Annotated in this window: 1 protein-coding gene and 1 pseudogene; one reads left to right on the top strand and one right to left on the bottom strand. The window is 71.6% G+C overall.

Going from position 1 to position 1342, the window contains the following annotated elements; genetic code table 11:
• Positions 1-119: 119 nt before the first annotated feature.
• A complete protein-coding gene (locus CCN42_RS20655) occupies positions 120-947 on the bottom strand; it encodes a glycerophosphodiester phosphodiesterase (protein ID WP_086737703.1) in 828 nt (275 codons plus the stop codon).
• Between the two features lie 211 nt (positions 948-1158).
• Between CCN42_RS20655 and CCN42_RS43350 the strand changes: the two are divergent.
• Positions 1159-1342, top strand: a pseudogene (locus tag CCN42_RS43350) (protease); the annotation flags it as partial.

The following is a 1342-nucleotide window of genomic DNA, read 5'->3' as shown; positions in this document are numbered from 1 at the left end:
GCGGCCACAGCATGAAGCGGCCACAGCATGAAGCGGCCACGACATCTCCCGGCCACGGCATCTCCCGGCCATGACACTCACGGTCCTGGCACGCTGCGGTCATGCACGTGCTGCGGCGCTCAGCGGCCGAGCCGGTGGAGCACCGCACGCGGACGGTTGGTGATGATCGCGTTCACGCCCAGGCCGACACAGAGATCGACGTCCTCCGGCTCGTTCACCGTCCAGACGTGCACCTGGTGCCCGGCCCGCCGCAGCCGCTCGACGTACATCGGGTGACTGCGGACGATGCGGATCGACGGACCGGCGATGCCGACCCCCGCGGGCAGCCGCCCGTCGCGCAGCCGGGGCGAGACGAACTGCATCAGATAGACCGTCGGCAGCGTCGGCGAGGCGGCCCGGATGCGGTGCAGCGAGCGCGCCGAGAAGCTCATGATCCGCACCGGGGACTCCTCCGGTACGGCCGGGGCGTCGAGGCCGAACCGCTTCAGGAGCATCAGCAGCCGCTCCTCGACCTGGCCCGCCCAGCGCGTGGGGTGCTTGGTCTCGATGGCCAGCTCCACCCGGCGGCCGGCGTCGGCGACCAGCTCCAGCAACCGCTCCAGGGTGAGGACGGAGGTCTCCGCGGGGTCCTCGGGGCGGTGCTCCCAGTCCGGGTCCTCGGTCCGCGCGCGACCGGCGGGGGTCCTCTTCCAGGACCCGAAGTCCAGCGCGGCGAGGTCGGCCAGCTCCAGGGCGGAGACCGCTCCGCGGCCGTTGGACGTACGGTTGATCCGACGGTCGTGCACACAGACGAGGTGGCCGTCGGCGGTCAGCCGCACGTCGCACTCGAGGGCGTCGGCGCCGTCCTCGATCGCCTTCTTGTACGCGGCCAGGGTGTGCTCGGGAGCCTCCTCGGAGGCCCCGCGGTGGGCAACGACTTGGATCCGATGCTGCCGTGCAGGTGTCACCGCGTCATGGTGCCACCGGCACGGGGTAGCCGTCGGGTCGTCGGAGCCCGTGGACGCCTGAGATGCGGCGCTTGCCATAGAAAGATCCTATATAAAGAGTGACCGCGGACGCACAGGCACGGCTTATGGTGCCCTGACGGCCCGTGGGAAAAGCTGGCGGCATACAAAAACACCGGCACAGCTGCGTGACCAAGCATCGAGGAGAAGAGCTGTGAGCACCGAGAACGAGGGCACTGCGGTCCCCCCGGCCCCGTCCGCACCTCCCGTGCCGGTGGACAGCCCCGCAGCCGTCCCGCAGGCGGACGCACCCCGGAACCGGCCCGCGGCCGCGGACGCGGCACCGCCGCACGCCCCCACGCCCGCGACCCCTTCCTCCGGTGCGCCCGGAGCGGCAC

This window comes from Streptomyces glaucescens (assembly GCF_002154375.1).
Classification (GTDB): domain Bacteria; phylum Actinomycetota; class Actinomycetes; order Streptomycetales; family Streptomycetaceae; genus Streptomyces; species Streptomyces glaucescens.
This window is presented reverse-complemented; position numbering and strand designations above follow the sequence as displayed.